This is a genomic window from Xenorhabdus beddingii, from assembly GCF_002127545.1.
In the GTDB taxonomy this organism is placed as follows: Bacteria; Pseudomonadota; Gammaproteobacteria; order Enterobacterales; family Enterobacteriaceae; genus Xenorhabdus; species Xenorhabdus beddingii.
Genome location: NZ_MUBK01000005.1, coordinates 108,133 through 130,399, shown reverse-complemented (window position 1 = coordinate 130,399; position 22,267 = coordinate 108,133). Strand labels below are relative to the sequence as shown.

The 22,267-nt window shown below is 46.0% G+C and carries 22 protein-coding genes; 12 read left to right on the top strand and 10 right to left on the bottom strand.

Annotated features, from left to right (window positions below):
* Positions 1–27: 27 nt before the first annotated feature.
* Both proC and Xbed_RS05045 read right to left on the bottom strand, forming a co-directional pair.
* Positions 28–849: a pyrroline-5-carboxylate reductase gene (gene proC / locus Xbed_RS05050; protein WP_086111841.1), complete on the bottom strand. Its 822-nt coding sequence runs from the start codon at positions 847–849 to the stop codon at positions 28–30.
* Positions 850–915: 66 nt separating this feature from the next.
* Positions 916–1,611, bottom strand: coding sequence for a YggS family pyridoxal phosphate-dependent enzyme (locus Xbed_RS05045; RefSeq protein WP_086111840.1), 696 nt, complete (start codon positions 1,609–1,611; stop codon positions 916–918).
* A gap of 21 nt (positions 1,612–1,632) precedes the next feature.
* On the opposite strand from Xbed_RS05045, the gene Xbed_RS05040 reads away from it, so the two are divergent.
* Complete coding sequence (locus Xbed_RS05040; RefSeq protein ID WP_086111839.1) at positions 1,633–2,634, top strand: type IV pilus twitching motility protein PilT; 1,002 nt, start codon at positions 1,633–1,635, stop codon at positions 2,632–2,634.
* Between the two features lie 17 nt (positions 2,635–2,651).
* On the opposite strand, the gene ruvX is transcribed toward Xbed_RS05040, so the two are convergent.
* The 4 genes from ruvX to rsmE all read right to left on the bottom strand — a co-directional run bounded on the left by ruvX (position 2,652) and on the right by rsmE (position 5,448).
* The gene (gene ruvX, locus Xbed_RS05035) at positions 2,652–3,074 is read right to left on the bottom strand and encodes a Holliday junction resolvase RuvX (RefSeq protein ID WP_086111838.1); all 423 of its coding nucleotides are present in this window, start codon (positions 3,072–3,074) and stop codon (positions 2,652–2,654) included.
* Positions 3,074–3,637, bottom strand: coding sequence for a YqgE/AlgH family protein (locus Xbed_RS05030; RefSeq protein ID WP_086111837.1), 564 nt, complete (start codon positions 3,635–3,637; stop codon positions 3,074–3,076). Before Xbed_RS05030 ends, ruvX begins: the two co-directional genes overlap by 1 nt.
* Before the next feature lie 110 nt (positions 3,638–3,747).
* Entirely contained in the window at positions 3,748–4,707 is a 960-nt protein-coding gene (gene gshB / locus Xbed_RS05025; protein WP_086111836.1) for a glutathione synthase, read from the bottom strand.
* Positions 4,708–4,716: 9 nt separating this feature from the next.
* Positions 4,717–5,448, bottom strand: coding sequence for a 16S rRNA (uracil(1498)-N(3))-methyltransferase (gene rsmE / locus Xbed_RS05020; protein WP_086111835.1), 732 nt, complete (start codon positions 5,446–5,448; stop codon positions 4,717–4,719).
* A gap of 329 nt (positions 5,449–5,777) precedes the next feature.
* Between rsmE and Xbed_RS05015 the strand changes: the two genes are divergently transcribed.
* Complete coding sequence (locus tag Xbed_RS05015; RefSeq protein ID WP_244182409.1) at positions 5,778–6,227, top strand: prepilin peptidase; 450 nt, start codon at positions 5,778–5,780, stop codon at positions 6,225–6,227.
* 157 nt (positions 6,228–6,384) lie between these two features.
* Positions 6,385–7,200 carry an MBL fold metallo-hydrolase gene (locus Xbed_RS05010; RefSeq protein WP_086111834.1) on the top strand — a complete coding sequence of 272 codons (816 nt, stop codon included), beginning with the start codon at positions 6,385–6,387 and terminating at the stop codon, positions 7,198–7,200.
* Positions 7,201–8,031: 831 nt separating this feature from the next.
* Here Xbed_RS05010 and Xbed_RS05005 read toward each other — a convergent pair.
* A complete protein-coding gene (locus Xbed_RS05005; RefSeq protein WP_086111833.1) occupies positions 8,032–8,916 on the bottom strand; it encodes an MBL fold metallo-hydrolase in 885 nt (294 codons plus the stop codon).
* A gap of 139 nt (positions 8,917–9,055) precedes the next feature.
* On the opposite strand from Xbed_RS05005, the gene Xbed_RS05000 reads away from it, so the two are divergent.
* On the top strand, positions 9,056–9,970 hold the full coding sequence (locus tag Xbed_RS05000) for a LysR family transcriptional regulator (RefSeq protein WP_086111832.1): 915 nt from the start codon (positions 9,056–9,058) through the stop codon (positions 9,968–9,970).
* Here the strand turns inward: Xbed_RS05000 and Xbed_RS04995 are convergent.
* Positions 9,953–10,882, bottom strand: a complete 930-nt coding sequence (locus Xbed_RS04995; protein WP_086111831.1) for a LysR family transcriptional regulator — start codon at positions 10,880–10,882, stop codon at positions 9,953–9,955. The genes Xbed_RS05000 and Xbed_RS04995 overlap by 18 nt on opposite strands.
* A gap of 131 nt (positions 10,883–11,013) precedes the next feature.
* Between Xbed_RS04995 and lysA the strand changes: the two genes are divergently transcribed.
* On the top strand, positions 11,014–12,339 hold the full coding sequence (gene lysA / locus Xbed_RS04990) for a diaminopimelate decarboxylase (RefSeq protein ID WP_086111853.1): 1,326 nt from the start codon (positions 11,014–11,016) through the stop codon (positions 12,337–12,339).
* Between the two features lie 61 nt (positions 12,340–12,400).
* Here the strand turns inward: lysA and fadE are convergent, their stop codons facing one another.
* Positions 12,401–14,848, bottom strand: a complete 2,448-nt coding sequence (fadE, locus tag Xbed_RS04985) for an acyl-CoA dehydrogenase FadE (protein ID WP_086111830.1) — start codon at positions 14,846–14,848, stop codon at positions 12,401–12,403.
* Positions 14,849–15,102: 254 nt separating this feature from the next.
* On the opposite strand from fadE, the gene lpcA reads away from it, so the two are divergent.
* Together lpcA and Xbed_RS04975 are read left to right on the top strand one after the other, a co-directional pair.
* Complete coding sequence (lpcA, locus tag Xbed_RS04980) at positions 15,103–15,684, top strand: D-sedoheptulose 7-phosphate isomerase (protein ID WP_086111829.1); 582 nt, start codon at positions 15,103–15,105, stop codon at positions 15,682–15,684.
* A gap of 48 nt (positions 15,685–15,732) precedes the next feature.
* Positions 15,733–16,500: a class II glutamine amidotransferase gene (locus Xbed_RS04975; RefSeq protein ID WP_086111828.1), complete on the top strand. Its 768-nt coding sequence runs from the start codon at positions 15,733–15,735 to the stop codon at positions 16,498–16,500.
* Here the strand turns inward: Xbed_RS04975 and Xbed_RS04970 are convergent.
* A complete protein-coding gene (locus Xbed_RS04970; protein WP_086111827.1) occupies positions 16,471–17,220 on the bottom strand; it encodes a L,D-transpeptidase family protein in 750 nt (249 codons plus the stop codon). The genes Xbed_RS04975 and Xbed_RS04970 overlap by 30 nt on opposite strands.
* Positions 17,221–17,652: 432 nt before the next feature.
* Between Xbed_RS04970 and Xbed_RS04965 the strand changes: the two genes are divergently transcribed.
* Genes Xbed_RS04965 through nqrE form a run of 5 tightly spaced genes read left to right on the top strand, consistent with a single transcriptional unit; the run spans position 17,653 to position 22,252 of the window.
* Complete coding sequence (locus Xbed_RS04965) at positions 17,653–18,996, top strand: Na(+)-translocating NADH-quinone reductase subunit A (RefSeq protein WP_086111826.1); 1,344 nt, start codon at positions 17,653–17,655, stop codon at positions 18,994–18,996.
* 3 nt (positions 18,997–18,999) lie between these two features.
* The gene (locus Xbed_RS04960) at positions 19,000–20,238 is read left to right on the top strand and encodes an NADH:ubiquinone reductase (Na(+)-transporting) subunit B (protein WP_086111825.1); all 1,239 of its coding nucleotides are present in this window, start codon (positions 19,000–19,002) and stop codon (positions 20,236–20,238) included.
* Complete coding sequence (locus Xbed_RS04955; RefSeq protein ID WP_086111824.1) at positions 20,231–21,025, top strand: Na(+)-translocating NADH-quinone reductase subunit C; 795 nt, start codon at positions 20,231–20,233, stop codon at positions 21,023–21,025. The genes Xbed_RS04960 and Xbed_RS04955 overlap by 8 nt, the downstream gene beginning before the upstream one ends.
* Positions 21,018–21,647, top strand: coding sequence for an NADH:ubiquinone reductase (Na(+)-transporting) subunit D (locus tag Xbed_RS04950; protein WP_086111823.1), 630 nt, complete (start codon positions 21,018–21,020; stop codon positions 21,645–21,647). Before Xbed_RS04955 ends, Xbed_RS04950 begins: the two co-directional genes overlap by 8 nt.
* 8 nt (positions 21,648–21,655) lie before the next feature.
* Positions 21,656–22,252: an NADH:ubiquinone reductase (Na(+)-transporting) subunit E gene (gene nqrE, locus Xbed_RS04945; protein WP_038235359.1), complete on the top strand. Its 597-nt coding sequence runs from the start codon at positions 21,656–21,658 to the stop codon at positions 22,250–22,252.
* Positions 22,253–22,267 lie beyond the last annotated feature (15 nt).

Here is a 22,267-nt window from a genome sequence, read left to right as displayed (position 1 = left end):
AGCCCTGATTGAATTAGACCAATTGAATTAAAATAATTTTTCCATTTCCTGCGCTCGGTGGATTGCTCCTTGCATAGCACGGGACACAATTTCAGGCAGGTTGCCTTCATAAAAAATGCGCAATGCTTCCGCCGTTGTACCACCTTTAGATGTTACCTGCTCGCGCAGGATAGCAAAAGGAAGATCTTTTTGCGTTTCAGCAAGTTTAGCTGAACCCAAAGTGGCTTGCAGGACAAGTTCCCTGGCTGTTTCGCTGTCGAATCCCAGACGTTCTGCTTCTTGCTGCATGGACTCCATAAACAGGAAGAAGTAGGCCGGGGCACTGCCTGCAACGGCGATAATATGGTTAATGCCGTTTTCATCATCAACCCAGCAGACTTTACCGACGCTGCTCATCAGCGATGCCGCAAATCCGCGATCAGCGTGAGAAACCGGTTCAGGCGCAAACAGCCCACTGATCCCTTGCCCGACCAGAGAAGGGGTATTGGGCATTATGCGGATAATATTGAGATTATCCTGCAACAGTGCGTAAAACCGGGCAATCGGAATACCGGCCGCAATGGAAAGAACCAGTTTCTGGCTGAAATCCACCTGTGAGCGTAATGGCTCACACACTTCAGCCATCATTTGCGGTTTAACCGCCAACACAATGACATCGGCTTCCTGTGCGTGACGAATATTATCGCTTTGGCTATTAATGCCATACTCTTTTGCCAGCACATCACGGCGGATTGTGTTGGGAGAGCAGACCGTGATCCGTTCCGCAGGATAACCTTTTCTGACCAATCCGGCGATAATGGCATGAGCCATATTTCCCGCGCCAATAAAGGTAATTTTACGATTTTCCATTCAGTAATCTCGCGTAATCAGTTAATTTTAGATATCACATATGGGATCTTTTCATACAGGCTTAGGTTAAGCTCTGTACTGACGAGCCCCGAATATAGCTGTTCCAATCCGAACAAGCGTAGAACCACAGGTAATGGCAGCTTCCATATCATCTGTCATGCCCATTGAGAGTGTATCAACTTGTGGATATTGCGCTTTCATTTCAATAAATGCGTGTTCCATGTGGCGATAAACCGCGATTTGGCGTTCAAAATCGCTTTCTGGTGCAGGTATTGCCATCAGCCCGCGAAGTACCAGCTTAGGCAACGCATTGATGGTGGCGGCCAATTCAGCCAACTCTTCCAACAAAATGCCGGATTTGCTGCCTTCGCCACTGATATTAACTTGAATCAGTACATTGAGTGGAGCCAGATGCTCAGGACGTTGTTCACTTAAGCGCTGGGCAATTTTCAATCTATCGAGGGTATGGCACCAATCAAAATTTTCTGCGACCAGACGACTCTTATTGGACTGCAATGGGCCAATAAAGTGCCACACCAAATCATGATGATTGGCGAAGTGTTGAACCTTCTCCACCCCTTCCTGAACGTAATTTTCACCGAATTCCCGCTGACCGTAGGTGATGGCTTCTGCGATGACATCCGCAGGTTTGGTTTTGCTGACTGCAAGTAAAGTAATTTCTTTTGGAGAGCGCCCGCATTTTTGCGCTGCAAGAGTAATGCGGTTCCTGACATCGTGAAGATTTTGTTCGATATTGTGCATAATTGACTCAGGAGATAAAAAATGAATATGGAAAAATGGGTGTCCCTTAGTGTAAAGCATAATGCTTCTGATCTGCATCTTTGTATCGGGCAAGTTCCGGTTTTGCGCATCAATGGCGTGTTATATCCACAGATTCAATTAGCAGAAATTCAATCAAGTACCTTGGTGACATGGAGCGAAAAAATATTATCGAATGATCAGAAACAGCAGTTACAAGCGCAAGGCCATGTCGATTTTGTGTTGGAAATGCCGGATAAGCAGCGGCTCAGGGGAAATTTATTCTATCAACAATCCCGGCTGTCGTTGGTATTGCGGTTAATTACGGATAAATGCCCGACTCTGGAACAACTCTATGCACCTGAGATTATCCAACGCCTTATCTTGCAGGAAGCCAGTGGTCTGATATTAGTGACTGGGGCGACGGGGAGTGGTAAATCCACGACGTTGTCAGCCATGATCAATGCCTTAAATAGCCATTGTTGTAAACACATTATCACGCTGGAAGACCCAATAGAATTTGTTCATCAAAGCCGAAATTGCCTGATACAGCAAAGGCAGGTCGGTAAAGATGTGCCGGATTATCATACCGCATTGAAAGGGGCATTACGGCAAGATCCCGATGTCATTCTGTTAGGTGAATTACGCGATAAAGAGACGATTCGGCTGGCTCTGACTGCGGCTGAAACGGGGCATTTGGTTCTGTCAACGTTACATACCCGTGGTGCGATTCAAGCAATAGATCGGCTGGTGGATGTTTTTTCCGCAGAAGAAAAAGGCTGGATTTGCAGCCAACTGGCCGGAAGTTTAAAAGCAGTGATTTCCCAACAACTGCTGCCTGCCAGAGAAGGTGGCAGGGTGGCTATCTATGAAGTGCTGGTCGTCAATCAAGCGGTGGGGCATTTGATCCGGGAAAGCAAGAATCACCAAATAGCAACATTGATGCAGACAGGCGCCGCCTGCGGTATGCAGACTTACGAACAAAACCGACAACAGCGCGAGTCGTTGGGATTATTGGCAGATTGACATCATGAATATGGTTCTTATGGATACTGTTGCTCAAACCAGCTTTCCAGAATGATCACCGCAGAAGCGGCATCGACCTTGCCTTTGTTCAATGCCTTATAGCCTCCATGATCAAACAGGTGTGAACGGGCTTCCACCGTGGTCAGCCGTTCATCATGGAGTGCAACCTGAACCCCAAACCGGCCATGTATGCGATTGGCAAATTTACGGGCTTGTGCGGTGACAGGTTGTTCTGTGCCATCCATATTGAGTGGCAAGCCGACAATGACCAAATCTGGCTGCCACTCCTTGAGCAGTTTCCCGATGAGCTCCCAGTTTGGGCTGCCTTCATTGGCTTTGAAGGCGGATAGTGCTCTGGCTGTACCTGTGACTTCTTGCCCGATGGCAGCCCCAATGCTGCGGGTGCCAAAATCGAAGGCAATGATAGTGCGGTTTTTCATCAGGCATGTCCTGCTTGTGGTGCGAGATTATAAACATTGAACCCTAACAGAGAAGCGGCTTCACGCCAGCGCTCAGCTATCGGGGTATTAAAAATGATAGACGGTTCTGCGCTGACGGTAAGCCAGCTATTTTCCATAATTTCTTTTTCCAATTGTCCTGTCTCCCAATTTGAATATCCGAGAGTCATCAAAACATTCTTCGGCTGGCGGGGAGTTCCCAGTGCTTCCAGCATATCTTTGGATGTTGTGAGCATAGTCTGGTCAGAGATTTGGATACTGGAACCGAAACCGGATTGCGGTGTGTGCAAAATAAAGCCGTGCTCTTCGGATAAAGGCCCTCCCGCCATCACGGGACTATTGAGATCGATAGTGCTGTCTCTATCTTCGGGGACGATATCCAACTTCTGTAAGATACTCTGGATAGAAACTTGGGCTATCGGTTTATTGATAATTAATCCCATTGCCCCGTTTTGATCATGTTCGCAGATATAAACTACAGAGCGGTTGAAATAAGGATCAGAGAGCGAAGGCATGGCAATAAGGAAATGGTGCTGTAGGTTCATGTGTTTTCTGATAATTATTTTGGCAATGTAAAAGTGAATTAGCCCACCTAGTATGTGGGCGCTTATTATAAATGGCAAATGTTGCCGGGAAACGAAAGCTGTTCGGGCTATTATGCTATCTGTTTTTCCAATCGTTTTTCGATAGCATTCATTAACATGCCCGTAATGGAGATATCCGGGAATGCGGCCTCTATTTCACGGGCACAGGTCGGGCTGGTGACGTTGATTTCAGTTAACCGGTCACCAATGATATCCAGCCCAACAAAGATTAACCCTTTCTCTTTTAACACCGGCGCGACTGCACGGGCAATGGCCCAATCACTTTCCGACAATGGGCGGGCTTCTCCGCGTCCACCTGCTGCCAGATTACCGCGAGTTTCCCCCTGTGCGGGGATACGGGCCAGGCAATAAGGCACAGGTTCGCCATCAACAACCAATATGCGTTTATCCCCCTCCTTAATGGCTGGCAGGAAATTTTGAGCCATACAATACCGGCTGCCATGTTCAGTCAGGGTTTCAATAATCACCCCTACATTGGCATCATCTTGCTTCAGACGGAAGATGGAAGCCCCTCCCATACCATCCAATGGCTTAAAGATAACGTCGCCATGTTTTTGATGAAATTCACGTAATTTTTTCGCATTGCGGGTGACCAGCGTATCGGGTGTCAATTCCGGGAACCACGCAGTAAATAGCTTTTCATTGCAGTCGCGAAGGCTCTGGGGTTTGTTGACGATCAGACTACCTTTGGCTTCTGCTCTTTCCAGAATATAGGTAGCATAAATGAACTCAGTATCAAAAGGAGGATCTTTGCGCATCAGGATGACTTGCAAAGTCTCAAGGGCGATTTCCTGTTCACCGCCAAACTGATACCACTGTTGAGAATTTTCTTCTACCGTGAGCAAACGGGTACGGGCGCGGGCTTCCCCTTGATACAGGTAGAGATCACCCATCTCCATGTAATGGATCTCCCACCCGCGTTTTTGTGCTTCCAGCAGCATGGCAAAACTAGTGTCTTTCTTGATTTTGATGGATGAAATGGGGTCCATCACTATACCGAGCTTGATCATTTTTTCTCCTTAGCCCAGATCACCGAAACGTACTTGTAGTGCGGTAATTGCGGTGAGTGCCGTAGTTTCTGTCCTCAGGACGCGAGGTCCTAACAGGATATCAGTAAATTGATATTTTGCTGTCATTGCAATTTCTCCAGCGGACAAGCCTCCCTCAGGCCCAATTAATAGGCGTACTTTTTCCACGGGCAGTGGGAGAGTATTGATGCTTTGGCTGGCACGGGGATGCAGATTCAATTTTAGACTGTCATCATTTTCCTGGCACCATGCTTCCAGTGACATGACCGGGCGGACTTCAGGAATACGGTTTCGTCCACACTGTTCACAGGCAGAAATGGCAATTTTTTTCCATTGCTGTAATTTTTTCTCCAGCCTTTCCGCATCCAGTTTTACACCACAACGCTCAGAAAGTAATGGTGTGATAGTGCTGACACCGAGTTCCACGGATTTTTGGATGGTGAATTCCATTTTTTCACCCCGGGACATGACTTGCCCCAAATGCAGGTTCAGTGGCGATTCATGATTAGACAACGTGCTATTAATGATGCGCACTTGAACCGTTTTTTTACTGACTTCAATGAGTTCTGCATCAAAAACCTGATTGCTGCCATCAAAGAGTTGTAACGCCTGACCGTGACTCATTCTGAGCACGCGACCCACGTGATTGGCTGCATCATCGCTCAGGTAGATTTCCGCCCCTGTTGAGAGCGGTTCAGGGTGATAGATGCGGGGAATTCGCATATTTTTTCTTTCCTTCTTTTTCCGGATGTTTCCGGCATAGCGCAAACAGTCACACGACAAAATGGATTCATGTCCATGATAAATGAGCGTTGTTTGCGTGATCAAGCCATCTCTTGACTTAAGGAATACAAGATATCGTCTTGCGAGCTGGCTCGCATATTTATTTTGTAATTGCTATTTTAACTAAATATCTGTTGCCAATGATGAGAGTAAAAATTTAATATCCCTCTTGTCCTGATTAAGGTCAGGAAATAAGGGAATAATACAGTAACAAGGATGTTATTTATAAAAGGAATTATTTTTACGAACGTAAAGGACGAACGGTTATTTTGGTCAATGTAGATTATATAATAATTGGGTTTTTCTGTAGTACCTTGCTAGTGTTATCTGTAATTGATATTAAAACATATTGTTTGCCAGATGTTATCACATTTCCTTTATTATGGGTCGGGCTTTTATTTAACAGTGATAATCATTTTGTTCCGATCAAGAGTGCGATATATGGCGCCATATCAGGGTATCTATTTTTATGGTTTTTATATTGGTTGTGTCGATATAGCTTAAAAAAGGAAGGGATAGGTTATGGTGATCTTAAATTAACGGCGGCAATTGGTGCATGGTTGGGTGTGGAAATGATACCCATACTAATGCTGATGGCTTCATTATCTGGATTGTTTGGGTTTATCATGATGAGAATGAAAAGGAAATCATTCCCTGAATTTATTGCATTTGGACCTTATCTTTGTTTATCTGCGATAGTATTGATGTTTTTTGCCTGAGTAAAATGAGTATTGTTGATACTCTATTGCCAAGCGGATAACTCAGTAATAATTTGAAATAGGCTGGAAAAATAGCAGTTATTTATCATAGTCAGCTTGCATTTTTTTATAAAAAGTTCACTCTTTTACTATGTGTGTAGAGGAGATGAACGCTATCATGACATTAAAGATAACTGCCTTATTGGAGAATCAGGTTTTTTCGCCTTATAAAGGAGTTTTAACAGCAAAAGCTGGTTTGAGCTTACTTATTGAAAAACAAAAAACGGCAATTCTTTTTGACACAGGACCAGATGGGAGCTTTATTGATAACGCTAAGAAATTAAATATAGATTTATCTACTGTTTCAACTGTGGTGATATCACATGGGCATTTTGATCATTGCGGCGGTTTACCTTTTTTCTCTACTGACGCCAAATTGGTCTGTCATCCCGATGTGAAAAATGAAAGATACTATGGTTGGATAATCATGAAGAATGTTGCATTGACATTCAAAAAATTATCCAGAAAAGTTGAATTCGAGAATTTTGATACTTTTTTTTCAAAGGATGAAATGTATATCAATGATGAATTCTTATATTCAGGAGAGATAAAAAAAGATAAAAACAAACGATATGGCATCATTAGGAATAAAGATAAAGAAGAAAAATTTTCACCAGATCTTGTCAAGGATGAAGGAATTTTAATCTACAAGGCAACAAAAGGGCTCATTATATTCATTGGATGTGGGCATCGTGGAGTGATTGATATTATCGAATACGCTAAGAAACTCACTGGAGTTGAAAAAATATATGCCATTATTGGTGGCTTGCATTTGCGTTATGCTTCACCATTTAAATTATTGATGATTAGAAAATACCTTAAGAAAGAAAAGGTACAGCATGTTTATGCATGTCATTGTAGTGGTCTGTGGGGAAGATTATGGTTGCCGAATGCAAAAAATCTTTCTACTGGGCAATCCATTGAACTTGATTGATATTAACGGTAAACGGTGGGAAATAAAAGGGGCGGAGAGAACAGGATTCGAACCTATGGTACGCATTCTGCACATACTGGATGTTGGAAGCATCCAGTTGTTTTGGGCCGCTTCTGCATCTGCTAGACGTTGGAAGCATCTAGTGGGCTTGGGCAGCTCATCCTGCATACTCTAGACGTTGGAAGCATCTAGTTGTTTAGGCAGCTCATCCTACATACTCTAGACGTTGGAAGCATCTAGTTGTTTAGGCCGCTTATCCTGCATACGCTAGATGTTGGAAGCATCTAGTTGGCTTTAGGCTGCTTACCCGGCTTATGCCAGATGTTAGAAGCATCTGGTGAGTCTGGGCAGCTCGCTTATCTCTCCGCCGACATCAAATTTAAGAAAAATGAGTTTCTTATTCAAGCGGATTTATTGAATTATGGATTATTGATCACAACCTCAGTTTATTCATTATTTAGAATGTTAAAAAGGGGCTAAATATCACATCAATTAAAAATTTATTATGTTTTTCTGATAAGTTTTTCTCAGAATGAATGTTATTGTTTTACTGAATTTTATCTGGGGATGAATATAAAGTATTAAGGTATATCTTAACACATGTTTCATTATTTGTTGGTGCTGGTGTTTTATTTTTTTTTCTTAGTGTGATTGGGAAGGGTGTGATTGGGAAGGAGAAATATTAATGAGGAATAAATTTTATAATGATATACCCGTCGTCTTTCAAAGTGCAGTTTTATTGGTCATCTCTTGAAATCCATAGGGTATAAATCAATATCTAAAATAGGGGCGCCACTATTTTTAATTAGCAACGCCCGTAATATTTTCAATTTATTGGGGCCACTTCATTTCGCCTTTCAATACCTTGGCACTTAGTTCAAGGCTGGATTCATCAGCAAGGTTTGGATAGTGGTTTTTCATCGCGGCAATCAGGGTATCGGCGTCTTTTGCTTTTGGTAATTCTTTTTCCAGTGTGCTCAGATAATTCTGCGTGAAAGTCACTGCATCCAACGTCATTGATGCATTACCCAGATAGTGTCCCGGCACAATAGTTTCAGGTTTTAGGCTCTTGATTCGATCCAATGTTTGTACCCAGTGTTGGCGAGATTCCTGGGTTTGAGTATCCGCAGTCCAGACATGAATATTGTCAGAAACGGTGACACCGCCGACAACCGCTTTCAATTTAGGAACCCAGACAAAAGTGTGATCTGGGGCGGGACCATCCAAACCTTCAACAATCAGTTTTTCGCCATCAACAGTGAAGGAGTTTCCTTTCAGTGGTTCAGGAACAATAATCTTTTTGGGAGCCTGTTCGGCCAGAATTCCACCCCAGTAGGCAAGTTTGCCATCTTTGGTTTCATTGATCGCTTTGATGGTTTCCGGTGATGCAATGACCTTGGCGTCAGGGAAGGCTTCGGTGATCACATCCAGACCAAAGTAAAAATCAGGATCGGATTGGCTGATATAGATCGTTGTCAGTTTTTTACCTGTCTGCCGGATCATTTTTACCAGTTCTTGAGCATCATTTTTCTTAAACTGAGCATCGATCAGAACAACTTCATGATCGCCACTGATGATTTCGGAAGAAACTGGGAAAATGCCTTTTTCACCCGGATTGTAGATATCCAGTTTGAGATCGGCGGCCTGAGCCAGTGATGCCATTCCCAAAGAAAGGGTCGCCGCCAGAGCGATATTTAGTGTTGTTTTGCGAGCCATTGTAGAATTCCTATATCAAAATGCTTGTGTGCTTGAATGGCATGTATAATAAGTTGCATATTTCGATTTAAAAACCCCAAAACAAGCAATTATTTGTTGCATATATCGATCTAATTATAACGGGAAATGGGCGGTTAAAATGGATAGGGTCACAGCAGCGCAGGTATTCGTCACGATCGTTGAACAGGGAAGCCTGATTGCGGCAGCGGAGCGTTTGGATATGTCGAGGGCAATGGTTTCCCGATATTTGGCTGAGATGGAAAAGTGGGCAGGGGTTCGTTTATTGCATCGCACAACACGCAAGATCAGCTTAACATCGGCCGGTGAGAGCGCTTATCAACGCAGCCTCAAATTGATGGCATTAGCGGAAGCCATGCCTGTACAACAATCATCAGGCACCCAGACTTTGAAAGGATTATTGCGGTTGAGTTGTTCCCAATCGTTGGCCATCAGTGCGCTGTCAGTCGCTATTCCCGAATTTATGCGGCTATATCCACAGATTTCCGTCAATCTGCAAATGAACAATAAGGCCATCAATCTGATAGAGGAACGCATTGATTTAGCGATCCGTATTACCAATAACCTGGAACCCAATCTGATAGCCCGCCCGTTATCGACTTGTCATTCTGTTGTTTGCGCCGCGCCGTCTTATTTAGCCGGAAAATCTATCCCGCAAAACCCTGCGGATTTGGCATCCCATAATTGCCTGACGTATAACTTTTTTGGCAAAAGTTTATGGCTGTTTGAAAAACAACATGAGAAATATTCAGTGCCTGTCAGTGGTACGTTAAGCGCCAATGAGTCGACCGTATTAATGGAAGCGACTTTGCAGGGAGCTGGAATAGCCATGCAGCCTTACTATTCGGTTTCTTCCCATTTGAAGTCCGGGCAGTTGGTTAAGTTATTACCTGATTATCAACCACAGGCAATGGGTATCTATGGCATTTATGCCAGTCGTCAGAATATGCCTGCGACGCTTCGGGCGCTGTTGGATTTTTTGGTGGAGTGGTTTGCGACCTCATCGCATTGGCAACAGTTAATGTTGAAATGCTGATGCCAGTTTTGCGGGAAACTGAGCCGCTTGTTGTTTTAAATGGCTGATAAAGACCTCAACTGGCTCTGAAGAGGGGCGATGTATGGGTTTAATTAAACTGACCGTAAATGGAATTTCGATACTGAATGGCCGGATGCAGATCCCTGCATTGTTATCTAAATAATCCAGTGCGGTGAGTGGATTGACGATCGACAGGCCAATTCCTTCGTTAATCATGGCGCAAATTGAGGCTGCGCTGTGAGTTTCCATCACCATATTACGATTGACACCCTGTTCAGCAAAAATCGTGTCAATAAGCTGTCTGTAACTATCGGTGATCGACAGACTGATAAATTGTTGTCCGTGAAAATCCGCAGGCGTTAATTGTGATTTTTGACAAAGTGGATGATTAATGGGTAAGACACAGACTTCATTTAAAGTTATCAATGTGTCGCGTTCAGTACCAGCCGGAGCCTGTAAATGCTCAGTCAGGCCGATATCATGGCGCTGTGCGGAGAGCCATTCTTCCAATAGGGGGGATTCTTGCGGAACGATGGTCAATTTTGCGTCTGGATAGCATTGGATGAAGCTGCGGCAGGCTTTTGGCAGCAGGGATTGAGAAAACATGGGCAGGCAGGCGATGGACAATTGTGCATGATCAAATTGGCGAATATTGTCAGCCGCGTTGATGATCCTTTCCAAGCCATAGTAAGAGCGCTGTACCTCTTCAAATAACCGTAATCCTTGTGCCGTGGGAAATAAGCGTCCTTTGATGCGATCAAACAATTTGAATTTCAGTAATTGCTCCAGACGAGCGAGTTCACGGCTGACGGTGGGTTGGGACGTTTTCAGTAATATGGCTGCATCCGTCAGATTTTTAGTGGTCATTACGGCATGAAAAATTTCAATGTGTCGCCATGAACAAGAACGCATATCTTTGTCTCTCGATTAAAAAACAGCCCAAACGATATCATGAATGAATAGACTATAGCTAAATGGATATTTTTATTCCTGTCTTATTGTTGTCAATAATGCAACCTTGGCTGATTCTGCGAGGCGCTTCAATGACAATCTCAACTTTTCCTGACGGACTAGGGGAACATTTTACCCCAGAAAATTTACTCCGATTACCGATTCAGTACGGAACACCGTTATGGCTGTATGATGGTGATCGCATCATTAAACAAATCAAAAAATTAAAACCGTTTGATGTTATCCGGTTCGCCCAGAAAGCGTGTTCCAATACCCATATCCTGCGTTTGATGAGAGAGCAGGGTGTGAAAGTCGATGCGGTGTCATTGGGGGAAATTGAGCGGGCGCTGTATGCCGGCTTTCATCCCGGGCGCGATCAATCAGAGATTGTTTTTACTGCTGATGTGATTGATGAGGCAACATTGCGCCGCATTATTGAGCTGGATATTCCGGTTAATACCGGCTCTATTGATATGCTGGAACAGATTGGTGAACGTCAGCCCGGTCATCCTGTCTGGTTACGCGTCAACCCCGGATTTGGACATGGGCATAGCCAAAAGACCAATACCGGTGGTGAAAATAGCAAACACGGCATTTGGTATCAGGATCTTCCTCTGGCAGTTGAAAAGATCCACCAATATGGCTTGAAATTGGTGGGGCTGCATATGCACATCGGTTCAGGTGTCGATTATCAGCATCTTGCCAATGTGTGTAATGCCATGGTAGAGCAGGTCATGCTGTGTGGAGAGGATATTCAGGCTATTTCAGCAGGGGGCGGATTATCGATCCCCTATAAAATCGGCGAGGAAGCCGTAGATACCGAGCATTATTACAGTTTATGGCATGAGGCTCGTCAACGTATTGCGCAGCATCTGGGGCATCATGTTGCGCTGGAGATTGAACCGGGTCGTTTTTTGGTTGCAGAGTCCGGTCTCTTAATGGCAGAAGTGCGGGCGGTAAAGCCCATGGGCAGCCGTCACTATGTCTTGGTGGATGCGGGTTTCAATGATTTGATGCGCCCGGCCATGTATGGCAGTTATCATCCTATTTCTGTTTTACCAGTAGATGCTTTGCCGATAGATGGTTCACCGGTGGATGGTTTATCGGTAGATAACAGCGATAATGAGGCTGATTTACGGGAAGCGGATTGGCAAGAAACGTTAGTCGCAGGGCCGTTATGCGAATCTGGTGATGTCTTTACCCAGTTGGAAGGAGGAGAGGTTATACCGCGTATGTTGCCTCCGGTCAGCGTCGGAGATTATCTGATCTTTCATCATACGGGTGCTTACGGTGCCTCTATGTCTTCGAATTATAATAGCCGTCCTTTGATCCCTGAAATCATGTTTATTGGGGGAGAAGCGCGTTTGATCCGGCGTCGCCAGACAATAGAAGAACTGTTATCTTTGGAATTTGTTTAAAATAAAATACGGGGCACTTGGCGTCCCCGTACCTTGGCCTAATCATCGTGTCCAGTCAGCATTAGGCCGCTTTAGTTTGGTGCTGACTTTCAGGCTTTTTTGCTGAATTTGGTACAGCAAAGGCATCCGGTTCAAACTCATCAACATTGATTGAGCGCAGTCGGCTGTTTTCTGCACGTTTCAGAATATCCGCTTCTTCCGGCGTAATCTTATGCTCCGCCAAGGCTTTTTCAGCTAATTGATCCAGACGGGTGAAGCTCAGGTTTTTGCCTGCTTCACGGCTCAAGCGTACATGGATTGGCTCTGCGGCGAGGATATCGTGCAATGCGGCTTCCAGTAACCCGTGTGGGTTGTGCTCGCTTGGCGTCAGGTATTGTCCACGCCCAATCCGGCTACGGGTTGCGGAAGGGGTTTGTAATATCTGGGCCAGCTTGTGATCCAATTTATCGGATGGTGCGGTATGGACACAACCCGATGGGAAGACAATCTTCCGCATTAAACCTGCCACTAAACGGTTGGGGAAATTGCGCAGTAGCTCGCTCATCGCCTGTTCAGCCTGATGCAGGCTATCTTCTACCGCCCATTGTACTAAGGGTAAATCTTCTTTTTGGCGGCCTTCATCTTCATAACGTTTCAAGGCTGCGGAAGCCAAGAAGATTTGGCTCAGAATATCCCCCAGACGTGCTGAGATGCGTTCGCGGCGTTTCAGGCTGCCACCCAAGACGCCCATTGCCACATCGGAGAGAAGGGCAAGGTTGGCGCTTAACCGATTGATATATTGGTAATAACGGCGGGTGGCGTCATTGACTGGCGAACGGCTGGTTCTGCCTTTGGTCATGCCGAGCCACAAACTGCGCAGGGTATTGCTGGCAACATGGCCCAAATGACCAAACAGAGCTTTGTCAAAGGCTTTAACATTGTTGCTTTCTGCTGCGGCGATTTCAGCCAGTACATAAGGATGGCAGCGGATTGCCCCCTGACCGAAGATAATCATGCTGCGGGTCAGGATATTCGCACCTTCTACAGTAATGGCAATGGGGGCACCCTGATAGCCACGGGCAAGGAAGTTGGATGGCCCAAGACAAATACCTTTTCCCCCGGCGATATCCATTGCGTCAATAATGGAACGCTGCCCTCTGTGAGTACAATGGTATTTCACGATGGCAGACAGAACAGCGGGCTTTTCTCCCTGCATGATGCCGCTGGTAATTATGGTTGCCGCCGCGTCCATCAGGTAAGCGTTACCGGCAATACGTGCCAATGGCTCTTCGATCCCTTCCATTTTACCGATAGGCAATTTGAACTGACGGCGAATATAGGAATAAGCACCAATCGCCATCGCAGCACTTTTCAATCCTCCGGTGGCGTTGGATGGCAGAGTAATCCCCCGGCCAACAGAGAGACATTCAACCAGCATACGCCAGCCCTGACCTGCCATTTTCGGCCCGCCAATGATGTAATCGATAGGAACGAAAATGTCTTTGCCACGGGTTGGCCCATTCTGGAATGGAATATTCAATGGGAAGTGTCGATGACCAATTTCCACTCCCGGGGTGTCGGTTGGGATCAAAGCACAGGTAATGCCCAGTGATTCGGTCTCTCCCAGCAGATGGTCAGGATCATACAGTTTGAAAGCCAATCCCAGAACCGTCGCGATAGGCGCCAGGGTAATATAGCGCTTATTCCAGTTCAGGCGCATCCCGAGAACTTGCTCACCTTGCCATTCACCCATACAGACCACGCCGGTATCAGGAATGGCACCGGCATCTGAGCCGGCTTCAGGGCTGGTCAGGGCAAAACAGGGAATTTCTTCACCACGGGCAAGGCCGGGCAGGTAACGTTTTTTCTGTTCATCAGTGCCGTAGTGTTGCAACAATTCGCCAGGCCCCAGTGAGTTAGGTACACCGACCGTAATAGCCAGAATGCCCGATACACCGGCGAGTTTTTGCAGTACCTGAGATTGGGCGTAAGCGGAAAACTCCAGACCACCGTATTCTTTCTTGATGATCATGGCAAAGAAACGATTTTCCTTCAGGTAAGTCCAAAGTTCTGGAGGTAAGTCTGCCAGTTCATGGGTGATTTCGAAATCATTGGCCATGCGGCAGGCTTCTTCTACCGGGCCATCAATAAATGCCTGTTCTTCAGCGGTTAACTGTGGTTTTGGATAATTGTGCAGTTTCTGCCAGTCAGGGCTGCCACGGAACAGTTCGCCTTCCCACCATGTTGTTCCTGCGTCAATCGCTTCTTTCTCTGTGGTGGACATGCTTGGCATCACCTTACGGAACGCTTTTAAGCCGGGGGCAGAAAATAAGGAAATGCGAATTGGCGTGAAGACCAGGGGGAATAGGACAATCGCCAGTGGTAACAGCAGCCAGTAGCTCCAAAGGCCGGCTATGCCCATAATCAATGTATAGGCAACAAGCAGTAAGCTACTGAGCGTCAGGCTGACTTTGCGGTAACAAAGCCCGCCAATCAAGACTAAAAACAAAATAATGCTGAGAGCGGTCATAGTAAAACTCCTGTAAATCTCAGGTTGAGTTGTCAGAGGTCTGACCTGTTAGGTGTGTCCTTCTTTTTTAGATGAGGAAAAGGCTTTTATCAATACATTTACATCTTAATTACAATCTAGCTCACAAAGTCATTTCAATTTCACTCGTAATAATTTCACAGAGATGGGGGGATATCTTCTTTCAAGAGGGGGAATCCGTTACACTGGACGGTAGATATTATTAATCCCGAAGACCTTTCAGGAGTATGAATTCCATGTATCAAGATCTGATCCGTAGTGAGTTATCTGAAGCCGCAGACACGCTGGCTAAATTCCTTAACGATGATGCGAATATTGACGCCATTCAAAAAGCGGCTGTTTTGCTGGCTGATTCATTCAAGGCAGGAGGAAAAGTGCTGTCTTGTGGTAATGGTGGCTCACATTGCGATGCCATGCATTTTGCGGAAGAGCTGACTGGCCGTTACCGCGAAAACCGTCCGGGATATCCGGCGATTGCCATTTCCGATCCCAGCCATTTGTCCTGCGTGAGCAATGATTTTGGTTATGATTATGTATTTTCCCGTTACTTAGAAGCCGTAGGCCAGAAAGGTGATGTCCTGTTGGGCATTTCGACTTCAGGGAATTCAGGCAATATCATCAGGGCCGTGGAAGCCGCTCGTGCCAAGGGAATGAAAGTGATTACCCTGACGGGCAAGGATGGCGGAAAAATGGCAGGAACAGCCGATGTTGAAATTCGGGTACCGCATTTTGGTTATGCTGATCGCATTCAGGAAATTCATATCAAAGTGATTCATATCCTGATTCAGTTGATTGAAAAAGAAATGGTAACCGCCTGATTGCTTGTGTTAGGAACAGGCGTCAGGAGTGAGCGTTAGGGGTAGGCAATGTGTGAATTACTTGGCATGAGTGCCAATGTGCCAACAGATATTGTTTTCAGTCTGAGTGGCTTGATTCAGCGTGGAGGGCATACCGGCCCTCATAAGGATGGCTGGGGGATTACTTTCTACGAAGGATTGGGATACAGGACGTTTAAAGACCACCAGTCCAGTTGTTACTCACCTGTGGCGCAATTTGTGCAGGGCTACCCGATCAAATCAAAAGTGATTGTGGCCCATATTCGTCAGGCAAACCGGGGCAGTGTTTCTCTGGCAAATACCCATCCATTTACCCGTGAGCTATGGGGAAAATATTGGACTTATGCCCACAATGGACAATTGAAGGGATACAGTAAGCTGAAAACCGGCAATTACCGTCCGGTTGGTGAGACCGACAGTGAACGGGCATTCTGCTGGATATTACATCAATTATCCTTGAAATATCCTAAGCGTCCTGCCAATTGGTCTGCGGTTTTTAAGTTCATTGCCTCTTTGGCTGACCAATTGAGGAAAAAAGGGGTTTTCAATATGCTGTTGTCAGATGGTGAATTTGTCATGGCTTATTGTTCGACCCAATTACATTGGATCACTCGTCGTGCTCCTTTCGGGAAAGCCAAATTATTGGATCAGGATGTTGAGATTGATTTTCAGCAGCATACCCAGTCAGGGGATGTTGTATCCGTGATTGCCACTCAACCTTTAACCGGAAATGAAAATTGGCACCGAATTGAATCGGGTGACTATGCGTTATTTCACTTGGGTAATCGTATCGCTTGATCGGGTATTCCAGAAAGGTGACGGGTTTTCAGGTTTTGGGTTAACACTATATCGCCCGCCTATTACGTTGATCGTGGCAGGGATGCCTGTTTTGGCAAACTGCTCATAGGCGGGCTGTAATTGTTTCCAGAAAGGGTAATTACCGTTATTTTTATGTTGCCTCATATTCTGTGGTGTCATCCTGAAAGGGTAAATATTGATCTTAATTTCAGGCTGTCCATGATAGAGTGCTTTTTCCGCGTATTGGTATATTTCATCCATATAGCGATTGGTCATGGCATAACAGCCAATGGATTGACATTCGCCATGGATCATTAAGTTATTGCCGGAATAACCTTTGGATTTATCGAATTCATTGGGAAAGCCCAGATTAATGGCCCGATAATAGCGGCTATCCGGCTTTAACTGTTTCAGGCTGACATGGTAAAACCCTTCCGGGCTTTTGAAATCACCTTTTCGTGTTTTGGGTCCCAGCCCACCGGAGTAATTACAGATAGGGTAGCTTTGGGTCAATTGATAACGACCCTCTTCGTCCTTGGTATAAAGCTCAAGAAGTTTCTCTTCTTTGAATATCTGAATGAAAATTTCGGCGCCAATGTGTTTTAAGGGTGGCCGTTCGGTTGATAGCCCGGGCCACAATAAACGATTTTGTGTGGTGGCAAAAAGCGGCACAGGTAATAACAATAGGCATAATGAAAGATAAAAAACCGTTTTCTTCATAACATAACCGTGTAAAAAGGGTAATTAATTGATGAAATATCGGGTGCAGGATTGTCATCGTTTGATGAAATGTTGGGTAAAAGATAGCAGTGATATCCAGCCCCTGTGAAGTTATTTTTCGTTCAAAAAATAGTCTATTGTCGGGAAAGATGAGGGTTGAATTCGCCTTTACCGAATAGTTGACGGTTCAGCAGAGAAATTATTCCCATTTGCTTGAGCTAAGTCACTTGATTAATCAGACAGTCTGTAGGGGAGATGTTAGAATTACCGCCGGCGAAACTTAAGAGAAAATTGTAACGATTATCGGAATGAATAACTTGAGACCAATGTCGCTCAAGGTGTTTTTTATTACTGAAGTCGCTGCATTACCCCAAGGAAATACCGCAGGGTATCTGTAGCATATGATTTAACTGATAAACTTGTGCAAATCTTATGATTAAAATTAAAAAAGGACTCAACCTCCCGATAGCAGGAGCGCCTGCCCAAGTTATAGAAGACGGTCCGACAATTCGCCATGTCGCTTTACTGGGCGAAGAATATGTTGGAATGCGTCCTTCTATGCTGGTTAAGGAAGGTGAGCATGTTAAAAAAGGGCAAATTCTTTTTGAAGACAAGAAGAATCCAGGGGTTGTTTTCACGAGTCCCGCAAGCGGGAAAGTGGTAACCATTGGACGTGGTGAGCGTCGTGTTCTGCAATCTGTGGTCATTGAATTAAGTGGTGATGAGAAAGTCACGTTTGATCGTTATGATCGTGCGGAGCTTGCTGACCTGAGCCGTGAGCAGGTAGAAAAAAATCTGCTTGCATCCGGGTTGTGGACCGCATTGCGCACACGTCCTTTCAGTCGTTCTCCTGCTCCCGGTTCCACACCAAAGGCAATCTTCGTAACGGCAATGGATACTCAGCCACTGGCGGCTGATCCATTAGTGGTTATAGCAACACAGGAAGAGGCTTTTGTTGATGGCCTGAATATTCTGTCAAGATTGACAGAGGGGAAAGTCCACGTTTGCCACGGTGCCGGGAATATTCCAACAGCAGGAAACAACGCTCAAATCACCTATAACCAGTTTGCGGGTCCACATCCCGCAGGTTTGGTTGGCACCCATATTCATTTTATTGAATCTGTCAGTGCGAAAAAAACCGTATGGCATTTGGGCTATCAGGATGTCATTGCCATCGGTAAGCTATTTACGACAGGTGAGCTTTACGCTGATCGTGTGGTATCTCTGGCCGGGCCGCAGGTTAAATCACCCCGTTTGGTGCGCACCCGTCTGGGCGCTGATTTGCTGGAATTAACCCAGAATCAACTGAAAGAGGGTGACAACCGCCTTGTTTCTGGTTCTGTACTGTGGGGGACAAAATCAGATGATGTTCGTCATTATCTTGGTCGTTTCCATACACTGGTTTCAGTTCTGACTGAAGGTCGTCAAAAAGAGCTGTTCGGTTGGATAGCGCCGGGAATCAATAAGTTCTCCATTACCCGTACCACATTGGGCCACTTCCTGAAAAACAAGCGCTTTGCCTTCTCAACCACCACCAATGGCGGAGAACGTTCAATGGTGCCGATTGGCAACTACGAGCGTGTGATGCCACTGGATATTATGGCAACGCACCTGCTGCGTGACTTGCTCGCAGGCGATACCGACAGTGCCCAGGCACTGGGTTGTCTGGAGCTGGATGAGGAAGATTTGGCACTGTGTACCTATGTTTGCCCCGGCAAATATGAGTACGGTACGGTATTGCGTGACGTGCTGACTAAGATTGAGCTGGAAGGGTAATTCATGGGCCTGAAAAATTTATTTGAAAAGGTAGAACACCACTTTGAGGCCGGCGGCAAACTGGAAAAGTATTATCCTCTTTATGAGGCAGTGAGCACCGTTTTCTACACGCCGGGGACAGTGACAAAAGGGCGTGCCCACGTCCGTGATGCCATCGATCTCAAACGTATGATGATCCTGGTATGGATATCTGTCTTTCCTGCCATGTTCTGGGGGATGTACAACGTCGGTAATCAGGCGATCCCAGCCCTGACCCATTTGTACAATGGAGAGGCTTTACAGCAAGTTTTGGCTTCTGATTGGCATTATGTCCTTGCTCAGTATCTTGGTGCGTCATTGACACCAGATGCAGGGTGGGGCAGCAAAATGTTGCTGGGGGCGGTTTATTTCCTGCCCATTTATGCAGTTGTGTTTGCCGTGGGTGGATTTTGGGAGATCCTCTTCGCCATTATCCGCAAACATGAAATCAACGAAGGTTTCTTTGTCAGTTCCATTCTGTTCGCCTTGATTGTTCCACCCACACTGCCACTGTGGCAGGCTGCACTGGGGATTACTTTCGGTGTTGTGATTGCGAAGGAAATTTTCGGTGGTACGGGTCGCAACTTCCTTAACCCGGCTTTGGCTGGTCGCGCGTTCCTGTTCTTTGCTTATCCGGCTCAGATTTCAGGTGATGTGGTCTGGACTGCGGCGGATGGTTTTTCCGGAGCGACGCCATTATCTCAGTGGGCGACTGCGGGTCAGCACGGTCTGATGAATACCATCACCGGGCAGCCTGTTAGCTGGATGGATGCGTTTATTGGTAACATTCCAGGTTCAGTGGGTGAAGTCTCTACTCTGATGATTTTCATCGGTGGTGCCATCATTCTGTTTGCCCGTATTGCGTCATGGCGCATCGTTGCCGGGGTGCTGATCGGCATGATTGCCATGTCTTACCTGTTTAATGCCATTGGCTCCAACACTAACCCGATGTTCGCTATGCCGTGGTACTGGCATATAGTTCTGGGTGGTTTCGCTTTTGGCATGATCTTTATGGCAACTGACCCGGTGTCCGCTGCGTTTACGGATAAGGGAAAATGGGCATACGGCATTCTGATTGGTGTTATGTGTATCCTGATCAGAGTAGTAAACCCAGCTTATCCTGAAGGAATGATGTTGGCGATTCTGTTCGCTAACCTGTTCGCGCCACTGTTCGATTATCTGGTCGTGCAGGCCAATATCAAGCGGAGAAAAGCCCGTGGCTAATGATAAACCAAAAAATAATGACAGCATCGGCAGAACGTTTCTCGTTGTTTTTGTGCTGTGTCTGGTCTGTTCGATTGTTGTTGCCGGTTCAGCGGTAGGCTTGAAAGCGCAGCAGCAGGAACAGAAGTTGCTGGATAAACAGCGTAATATTCTGGATGTAGCCGGTTTATTGAAACCGAATATGACGACAGCCGAAATCAATGAAACCTATATCCGCCGTATTCAGCCTGAATTGCTTGATTTAAAAACCGCAACGCTGGAAAAAGGCGCTGGCAATTTTGACCTGAATAATGCTCTGCGCAGTGATGAAACCAGCATGGCTTTGTCTCCAGAGCAAGATCTGGCAAAAATCCGCCGTCGTGCCAATATGGCAGAAATTTATCTGGTCAGGGATGAGCAGGGCAAAACCACGGAAGTGGTTCTGCCCATCTATGGCTCTGGATTGTGGTCAGTCATGTATGCCTTTATTTCCATCGACATCGATGGCGTAACCTCTCGCGGTATTACTTATTATTCTCATGGTGAAACCCCGGGTTTGGGGGGGGAAGTTGATAACCCACAATGGCGCAAACAATGGGTAGGTAAAAAACTTTATAACCCGCAAGGTGTCCCTGCGCTTAAGATCGTCCGTGGTGGGGCCGGTGACAATCCTTATGGTGTAGACGGCTTGTCCGGTGCGACCCTGACCTCTAACGGTGTTCAGCATATGTTTGATTTCTGGCTGGGTGACAATGGTTTTGGCCCATTCCTGAAAAAAGTACGCGAAGGAGCCTTGAAAGATGGCTGATAGTAAAGAGATAAAACGCGTCCTTCTTGGGCCGCTGTTTGATAATAACCCCATTGCATTGCAAGTCTTGGGGGTCTGTTCAGCGCTGGCCGTGACCACTAAACTGGAAACGGCGCTGGTTATGACTCTGGCTGTAACACTGGTGACCGCATTTTCTAGCTTTTTCATTTCATTGATTCGTAACTATATTCCCGGCAGTGTGCGGATCATTGTTCAAATGGCGATCATTGCCTCGTTGGTGATCGTGGTAGACCAGATTTTGCGGGCTTATGCCTACGAAATTTCCAAACAGCTATCGGTATTTGTTGGTCTCATCATCACGAACTGCATCGTCATGGGACGTGCCGAAGCCTATGCCATGAAGTCACCCCCGGTTGAAAGTTTCATGGATGGTATCGGTAACGGATTGGGTTACGGTGTCATTCTGTTGCTGGTTGGCTTCCTGCGCGAACTGTTTGGCTCAGGAAAACTGTTCGGTATGACGGTGCTGGAATCTGTCAAAAATGGCGGCTGGTATCAGCCAAATGGTCTGTTCCTGCTGGCGCCGAGTGCATTCTTTATTATTGGTATGCTGATTTGGGGTCTGCGGACTCTGAAACCTGCGCAGGTTGAGAAGGAGTAACAAACAAAATGGAACACTATATTAGTTTGTTTGTCCGCGCCGTTTTTATCGAGAATATGGCGTTATCTTTCTTTCTTGGTATGTGTACGTTTCTGGCGGTATCAAAGAATGTGAAGACGGCTTTTGGCCTGGGGGTTGCGGTCACTGTCGTGCTGGGAATTTCAGTTCCTGCCAATAACCTTGTCTACAATCTGGTACTCCGTGATGGTGCCCTGATGGATGGGGTTGACCTGAGCTTCCTGAACTTCATTACCTTTATCGGGGTTATTGCTGCACTGGTACAAATCCTGGAAATGATCTTAGACCGTTATGTTCCGGCACTTTACAACGCGCTGGGTATTTTCCTGCCGTTGATTACCGTGAACTGTGCCATTTTCGGTGGCGTTTCATTCATGGCACAGCGTGACTATAACTTCAGTGAGTCCATCGTATACGGTTTCGGCTCAGGCATGGGCTGGATGCTGGCGATTGTGCTGATGGCGGCTATCCGTGAAAAAATGAAATATGCGGATGTTCCGGCGGGTCTGAAAGGCTTGGGGATCACCTTTGTCACCACTGGTTTGATGGCATTGGGCTTTATGTCCTTCTCCGGTGTGCAGCTCTAAAGGCGAGAATAATTC

Excerpts from the sequence above, each read along its gene's own strand:
- Xbed_RS05010 (WP_086111834.1), top strand. The coding sequence starts at position 6,385 with ATGACATTAAAGATAACTGCCTTATTGGAGAATCAGGTTTTTTCGCCT.
- Xbed_RS04960 (WP_086111825.1), top strand. The coding sequence starts at position 19,000 with ATGGGCCTGAAAAATTTATTTGAAAAGGTAGAACACCACTTTGAGGCC.
- Xbed_RS05040 (WP_086111839.1), top strand. The coding sequence starts at position 1,633 with ATGAATATGGAAAAATGGGTGTCCCTTAGTGTAAAGCATAATGCTTCT.
- Xbed_RS04950 (WP_086111823.1), top strand. The coding sequence starts at position 21,018 with ATGGCTGATAGTAAAGAGATAAAACGCGTCCTTCTTGGGCCGCTGTTT.
- nqrE (WP_038235359.1), top strand. The coding sequence starts at position 21,656 with ATGGAACACTATATTAGTTTGTTTGTCCGCGCCGTTTTTATCGAGAAT.
- lpcA (WP_086111829.1), top strand. The coding sequence starts at position 15,103 with ATGTATCAAGATCTGATCCGTAGTGAGTTATCTGAAGCCGCAGACACG.
- Xbed_RS05005 (WP_086111833.1), bottom strand. The coding sequence starts at position 8,916 with ATGGCTCGCAAAACAACACTAAATATCGCTCTGGCGGCGACCCTTTCT.
- fadE (WP_086111830.1), bottom strand. The coding sequence starts at position 14,848 with ATGACCGCTCTCAGCATTATTTTGTTTTTAGTCTTGATTGGCGGGCTT.
- Xbed_RS04970 (WP_086111827.1), bottom strand. The coding sequence starts at position 17,220 with ATGAAGAAAACGGTTTTTTATCTTTCATTATGCCTATTGTTATTACCT.
- Xbed_RS04975 (WP_086111828.1), top strand. The coding sequence starts at position 15,733 with ATGTGTGAATTACTTGGCATGAGTGCCAATGTGCCAACAGATATTGTT.
- Xbed_RS04965 (WP_086111826.1), top strand. The coding sequence starts at position 17,653 with ATGATTAAAATTAAAAAAGGACTCAACCTCCCGATAGCAGGAGCGCCT.
- gshB (WP_086111836.1), bottom strand. The coding sequence starts at position 4,707 with ATGATCAAGCTCGGTATAGTGATGGACCCCATTTCATCCATCAAAATC.
- proC (WP_086111841.1), bottom strand. The coding sequence starts at position 849 with ATGGAAAATCGTAAAATTACCTTTATTGGCGCGGGAAATATGGCTCAT.
- rsmE (WP_086111835.1), bottom strand. The coding sequence starts at position 5,448 with ATGCGAATTCCCCGCATCTATCACCCTGAACCGCTCTCAACAGGGGCG.
- ruvX (WP_086111838.1), bottom strand. The coding sequence starts at position 3,074 with ATGAAAAACCGCACTATCATTGCCTTCGATTTTGGCACCCGCAGCATT.
- Xbed_RS05030 (WP_086111837.1), bottom strand. The coding sequence starts at position 3,637 with ATGAACCTACAGCACCATTTCCTTATTGCCATGCCTTCGCTCTCTGAT.
- Xbed_RS04995 (WP_086111831.1), bottom strand. The coding sequence starts at position 10,882 with ATGCGTTCTTGTTCATGGCGACACATTGAAATTTTTCATGCCGTAATG.
- lysA (WP_086111853.1), top strand. The coding sequence starts at position 11,014 with ATGACAATCTCAACTTTTCCTGACGGACTAGGGGAACATTTTACCCCA.
- Xbed_RS05000 (WP_086111832.1), top strand. The coding sequence starts at position 9,056 with ATGGATAGGGTCACAGCAGCGCAGGTATTCGTCACGATCGTTGAACAG.
- Xbed_RS05045 (WP_086111840.1), bottom strand. The coding sequence starts at position 1,611 with ATGCACAATATCGAACAAAATCTTCACGATGTCAGGAACCGCATTACT.